Here is a 6109-nt window from a genome sequence, read left to right as displayed (position 1 = left end):
ATGGAATGCTACATGTTTCTACTTATGGAATAGATTTTTTAATTGTGCATTTGTCTCCCTCAGATCTGGAGGTAAGACGGCAGGAAGCAAACCTGATCAAATCCTACATGAAGACGGCAATTTCTGAGGAAAAATCCAATTATGTGGTGNTTGGAGATTTTAATGCCCTATCTCCCTTCGATAATTACCTGTATAAAAATAATAAGTATTGGAAAAAATATGAAGAAGATTTCGATTACAGCGTAATATCTTCTTTTCTAGCCTATCCCTTGAAAGACGTAATTGAAAGTTTTGAAGAAGATGCCGAGAAGCGATATACATTTCCATCCCCTGCAGTTGCACCCTATTCCACCGCTGAAGAAATCGTTTATAAAAGACAAAGGATTGATTACATATTGGTTAGTCCCGAACTGGCAAAAACCTGTACCAACGCTTCAGTGATCAATGAAGGAATAGTAGATGAAATCTCCGATCACTATCCGGTAATTGCGGAATTTAAAGTGGTGGAGTAGGGGTTTTTACTAAGGAAGAAGTGAACATTTATTTTGAATTATGTTCACTTCTAACTGTCAGAATCAAAATATTACCATTCAGATAAAAAATCATTTTAGGTTGATTACCAGGGAATTTCACCTGTTTCCGGATTGGTTTCTTCACTGAAAAACTTACCTGTTGGTCCTTCCGGACCAATTAATGCATATTTTAGGATTCTGTTTCCCGCTAGGGCTACTTCACCTCCGTTGTGAAATGTAAAATCTGTACTTGTATACCCTGGGCAAACTGCATTTACTTTAAAATCAGTATCTCGTAATTCATAGGCCAGATGAACTGTATACATATTCAAAGCAGCTTTAGAAGCCCCATAAACCGCATATTTGGCATAGTCATAGGCAGGCCAGTTTGGATTGCTTTGCAGGGAGAGGGAACCTACACTGGTACTTACATTTACAATTCTTGGCTCTGGAGATTTTTGTAAAATATCAATAAATGCTCTGGTAACTCTTGCCACCCCAAAGACATTTGTATTGAAGGTGGTCAAATATTGGTCTGAACTAGCTTCAAGTGCCGTGTATGGACTGCCTCCGTTGATGCCCGCATTATTAATGAGAATGTCCAGGACTTCGGTTTTATTCCCAATTTCCTCACGGGCTGTTTTTACCGAGTTTTCTTCGGTAACATCGAGCTGTACCACTTCTACATTGGGAAAGCCATCTGCCTGCAACTTTTTCACTGCTTCCACCCCTTTTTTTAGGTCCCGACTTCCAATATATAGATAAAATCCTTTGCTTAATAATTGCTTTGCGGTTTCAAAGCCAATGCCTTTGTTGGCTCCTGTAATTAATACTTTTCTCATTTTGCTTCTGTGTTTTTAAATTTTATGAAGCAAAGGTGGTATGATTGAAAATGGAATGTTTTACCAAATGGTAAAAAGCAATTACCGGATGTTTTTCCTAATTCTGCTTAGAGATTGTTGTGTAACACCCAGGTAGGAAGCAATGTAGTTTAATGGAATCCTGTTAATTAGAGATGGATAATTTTTCAGAAATTCCAAATATCGAGTGGTTGCATCCTGGGAAACCACCGGACCTTTTCTGGATTTTTGATACATACATAATTGCACCATTTTGTTTTTGATGTTATCCCAACCTACCACTATTTGTGAAATTTCCTCCCAGTGTGGTTTAGAAAATACAATGAGTTTGCAGTCAGTACAAGCTTGTAAATATTCGGAAGAAACTACATTTGCTTCAAAATTGACGTAATCGACTACCAGACTGTTTTCACCAATGAAGCAGCGGGTAATTTCCTCTCCTTTGTGGGTATAATAACAACCACGGAGAACTCCTTCTACTACAAAACCAACTTGTTTGGGTATTTTTCCTGCTTCTGAAAAATAGTCATCCTTTTGAAGGCTTATTGCTTTGGCTTTACCTTTAATAAGGTCAATCTGTTGTTTATTTAGATTCCCAAATTGTAGAATGTAGGCGATCAGTTCTTTCATATTGGCAAGTTGGGAAAAACTAAACTTTTATTATTTATCATTTGGTAAAAAAACGGTTTCCATGGGCCTTCTGAAAAACAGGAAATCCACCTTAAAAGATGGCAATTTTAATTATCTGGTTATTGAACAGATATTGAAACATTGCCGGTTTTGTGGCCAAGTTCCACATATTTATGCGCATTAATCATTTGGTCCAAAGGAAATATTTTGTCAATAACAGGCTTTAAATGACCGTTTTCTGCAAGTTCCTTAAAAAATTTTAAATCCTCTCTTTTCCAATAAAAATTTGAGGAGGCAACGATCACTTTTTTGCCATTGAAAAGGGAAGTAAAAAAAGTCAGTAAAATATGAGACAATCCAAAATCTGTCAATAAGTATTTCCCTTTTGGGTTTAATATTTTCAGGCAATCTTTCATAGCCGTTTTACCAACCGTATCGAAGATCAGGTCATATTTTTGGCCATTTTGAGTGAAATCTTGTTTGGTATAGTCAATTACCCAATCCGCTCCGATTGATTTTACCATTGCTACATTTTTGGTACTGCAAACTCCTGTAACATTTGTTTCAAAGTATTTTGCCAATTGCACAGCGGCAGTACCTACAGACCCTGATGCACCATAAATTAACACATGATCTCCTTTTTTAATTTTCCCCTTTTTCTTCAGGTAGGTAAGAGCTGAAAGAGGACCATTGACCAAACAGGCCGCTTCTTCAAAGGACAGGTTGTTGGGTTTAATATTTAAAAGTCCGTTTTCAGGTAAACATTTATATTGGGCATAGGCCCCAAATTTTAATCCGGTATACCCAAATACCTGATCTCCCTTTTTGAAATTTTTTACTTTTGAGCCAACATTTTCAATTATTCCTGCAAACTCAATTCCTAAAACAGGATTTTTTGGCTTCTTAAATCCAAACATTAGTCCTATAGGGAATTTCAATAAGGGGGGGTGGTTAAATCCTCTCATTTTCGGATCTTCTGCAGTTACCGAAGTGGCATAAATCCGTACAAGTACTTCATTATTTTTGGGTGATGGTTTTTCAATTTCTTCGAGCTGAAGGACTTCAGGATCACCATAGCTTTTGAATACAATCGCTTTCATTTTGTTGCCATTAAGTTGGTATTTACACAAAACTAGGCTAAATAATAAAGCGTAAATTTGACTTAGGTCAAATAATTAGGAGGAAGCGATTTTTGATCGGATTCTGGATAAAGTTTCCAGAGATACATTCAGGTAGGAAGCAATAATTGATACTGGCAGAAGCTGAATGATTTTTGGTTCTTTTTCAAGTAAGCTCAAATACCTTTGTGAGGCATCCATAGTTTGAAATTCTTTGAGCCTTTGCTCAAACCAGACCGCATAATACTCAATAAACATTTTATCTAATATCATGACATCGTTATACTTGTTTTTTACCTTATCGAATCGGCTGTAATCAATAATAGTAACCTCAAGTTCAGTTAATGCCTGTATATACAAATTGGCTGGTTTACGCATAATGTAGCTATCCAAGGAGACCGCCACATCATCGGGTAAATATATTTCGGTTGTAATTTCTTTGTTTTTGTGCTGGTAGAATTTTCGAGCTAAGCCTTTTTTTATTAACAAATGTGAGGTACATATTTGTCCGGGCCTGAGTAAGTATGATCCTTTTAAAAAAACTTTATCGGTAAATCCCTTTTCCATCTCGGTTCGGATTTTGGGATCTAAATTATTAGACAGGTCTTTTATTCTTTTAATGTACGGATTCATATAATTTACTTTGAAGTGTATCCAGTCTATACACCATTTTGAACCAGATCTAAAAGTAGCAAAATTGGGGGAAAGTTGAAATATTGTGGTAGGGGGCCATGCTGTATAATATTATGAAAAAGTAAAATTTTTAAAAGCAACTGAGCTAAAGGCTGGATGGTGTTTTTTTAAAGAGAGTTGCCAGATGGGAAGTCTTACTTTGCAAGTGAACAATACTTGAAAATTTGATAGCACTTCCGATTAGCGTATTTAGAAGTCCATAAAGTTTGAAATTTTAAATGGTCCGGATTTTTTCAAAGTATTTATTATCCTGTTTGTGCAGAAAAGGTTGTATTTCAGGTCTTAAGTATCAGGACCAAAATTGGATTTAAAATCATTTTTGCTAAATTGGTACTCAAAATTCATTGAATAACCATATGCAGTTTTGGAAACAAGAGGTAGCAAGTCCGATAAATCTTTACATTCAAATAAAAATGAAGCCTCTATTATTTTTGAGAAATCCTTTGATATTAGTGAATTAGCTGAAAAAGAGATTTGGGCTGCATTTAGGAATGGAAATGAAGGGGCTTTTAATTATATTTATCGGACCTATTTCCAGGTTTTGTTCCAATATGGTCAACAGTTCACCCCCGATCAAGAATTAGTGAAAGATTTGTTACAGGATTTTTTTATTGACCTTAGAAAAAACCGTGAGCGGCTGGGTGAAACGGAATCTATTAAATTTTATCTGTTCAAATCTTTGCGAAGGAAAATTTTTCGATTTTTGAACCGGAAGAAATTTATGATTTTTACAAGTGATCTTAATCCTTATGAAGGTTTTAAAATTGACCTTTCCCCTGAAATTATTCTCCTGAACAGTCAGTTAAATCAGGAAAGAAAAAAAGTCCTGGAAAATCATCTGAATAAATTAAGTAAAAGACAGAGAGAAGCTATTTATTACTATTTTTTTCAGGAGCTTTCTTATCAGGAAGTTGCTGAAATAATGGGATTAAGCAATATAAAATCCGCCAGAAATCTCATTTACAAATCCCTGGAAGAATTAAAAAAACAATTCAAAACTTCTGAAGAGGGTTTAATATTGTTTTCTCTCTTAATCCAAATTTTCCTCCTTTATTCGGGTAGTTCCATTCCTTTTTAGCCAAATTTATTTCTCTGAAAATCAAAGGCTTAAATTCTTTTTTTACTTTTTATTTAAAATAATGATGTCATTTTGATGGTGGCTTGCCTATGGTTTATAAAAGGGTGTTCATGGAAATATTTGAAGGATTCCCTAAAATGCTTAAATGGTAGTTGAATGAAATACGAAAATTATACAGTTTTTGAATTCCTAAAAGATGAAGAATTCCAGGATTGGTTGAAAAATCCTACTCCGGAAAACAACTTTTACTGGGAGTCCTGGATTCAAAACCACCCATCGAAAAAGGATACCATTTTACAGGCAAAGGAACTTTACCGATCCATCAGTTTTAAATCCATACCAGGTTCCAAAGAAGACGAAGATGTTATTTTTGAGAATATACTTCGATCGAAAAGGCCAGATTCATTAAATCAACAACGTAAATCCGGAATAATTCAGGTCTTAGTCCATCAAAAAACCATGGGTGTGGCGGCCTCACTGCTCGTGTTGTTAATTTCGGTGTATTTCATGTGGAATTATCAAAATCCACCTGAAGAGAAGGTGATAGACCCCGAACTTTTAATTGAAAAAGTAGTTCCAACAGGTTCGAAACTTACCTTAAAATTGAATGATGGTACTTCAGTGAAACTGAATGCTGAAAGCAAGTTAAGATTCCCTCAGCATTTTAGTGACATCAATCGGGTGGTGTATTTGGAAGGAGAAGCCTTTTTTGATGTAAAACGTGACACTTTGCGTCCATTTATCATAAAAACCGGTCAAACTCAAACTACAGTTTTAGGTACCTCATTTAACATCAGAGCCTACAAGGGGGAATTAAATGAACAGATTTCTGTAGTTACAGGGAAGGTATTAGTTAAAAATCTTAATGCTGAAGAAGGAGATACCCTTCACTTGTTGCCCAATCAGGAAGCTATATTAAATGTAGAAAAAAATAATTTATATAAAGGCCAATTTAAATATGAAGAGAGATTAGGCTGGAAAGAAGGTAAGATTTATTTTGAAGACGCAGGGTTTCACGAAATATTAAGCAGGTTGCAAAGATGGTATGGTGTAAAAATTGAAACGAACCTAACTCAAAAAATAGAGAAAGGTTACACTGGGCAATATGAAAATGAATCACTTAAGACTGTGCTGGAGGCGATCAGTTTTTCCCTGGGTTTTCAATTCGAGATAAAGGATAAAAAGGTTAGAATTTATAATTAATAAAGGAAAATGAAA

General features: G+C 35.2%; 6 protein-coding genes. 2 read left to right on the top strand and 4 right to left on the bottom strand.

Going from position 1 to position 6109, the window contains the following annotated elements; all coding sequences use genetic code 11:
- Nucleotides 1-616: 616 nt before the first annotated feature.
- The 4 genes from A3EM_RS0129635 to A3EM_RS0129620 form a co-directional block, all read right to left on the bottom strand.
- Nucleotides 617-1354: an SDR family oxidoreductase gene (locus A3EM_RS0129635; RefSeq protein WP_020531885.1), complete on the bottom strand. Its 738-nt coding sequence runs from the start codon at nt 1352-1354 to the stop codon at nt 617-619.
- An 81-nt stretch (nt 1355-1435) separates the two neighbouring features.
- Nucleotides 1436-2002: a Crp/Fnr family transcriptional regulator gene (locus tag A3EM_RS0129630; protein WP_020531884.1), complete on the bottom strand. Its 567-nt coding sequence runs from the start codon at nt 2000-2002 to the stop codon at nt 1436-1438.
- Nucleotides 2003-2121: 119 nt separating this feature from the next.
- Nucleotides 2122-3102, bottom strand: coding sequence for an NAD(P)-dependent alcohol dehydrogenase (locus A3EM_RS0129625; protein ID WP_020531883.1), 981 nt, complete (start codon nt 3100-3102; stop codon nt 2122-2124).
- Nucleotides 3103-3177: 75 nt separating this feature from the next.
- A complete protein-coding gene (locus A3EM_RS0129620; RefSeq protein ID WP_020531882.1) occupies nt 3178-3753 on the bottom strand; it encodes a Crp/Fnr family transcriptional regulator in 576 nt (191 codons plus the stop codon).
- 424 nt (nt 3754-4177) lie between these two features.
- Here A3EM_RS0129620 and A3EM_RS44000 point away from each other — a divergent pair, with 424 nt between their 5' ends.
- Nucleotides 4178-4891 carry an RNA polymerase sigma factor gene (locus tag A3EM_RS44000; protein WP_020531881.1) on the top strand — a complete coding sequence of 238 codons (714 nt, stop codon included), beginning with the start codon at nt 4178-4180 and terminating at the stop codon, nt 4889-4891.
- A gap of 156 nt (nt 4892-5047) precedes the next feature.
- Nucleotides 5048-6094, top strand: coding sequence for a FecR family protein (locus A3EM_RS0129610; protein WP_020531880.1), 1047 nt, complete (start codon nt 5048-5050; stop codon nt 6092-6094).
- The last annotated feature ends 15 nt before the right edge of the window (nt 6095-6109 follow it).

Source organism: Flexithrix dorotheae DSM 6795, from assembly GCF_000379765.1.
Classification (GTDB): Bacteria; Bacteroidota; Bacteroidia; order Cytophagales; family Flammeovirgaceae; genus Flexithrix; species Flexithrix dorotheae.
This window is presented reverse-complemented; position numbering and strand designations above follow the sequence as displayed.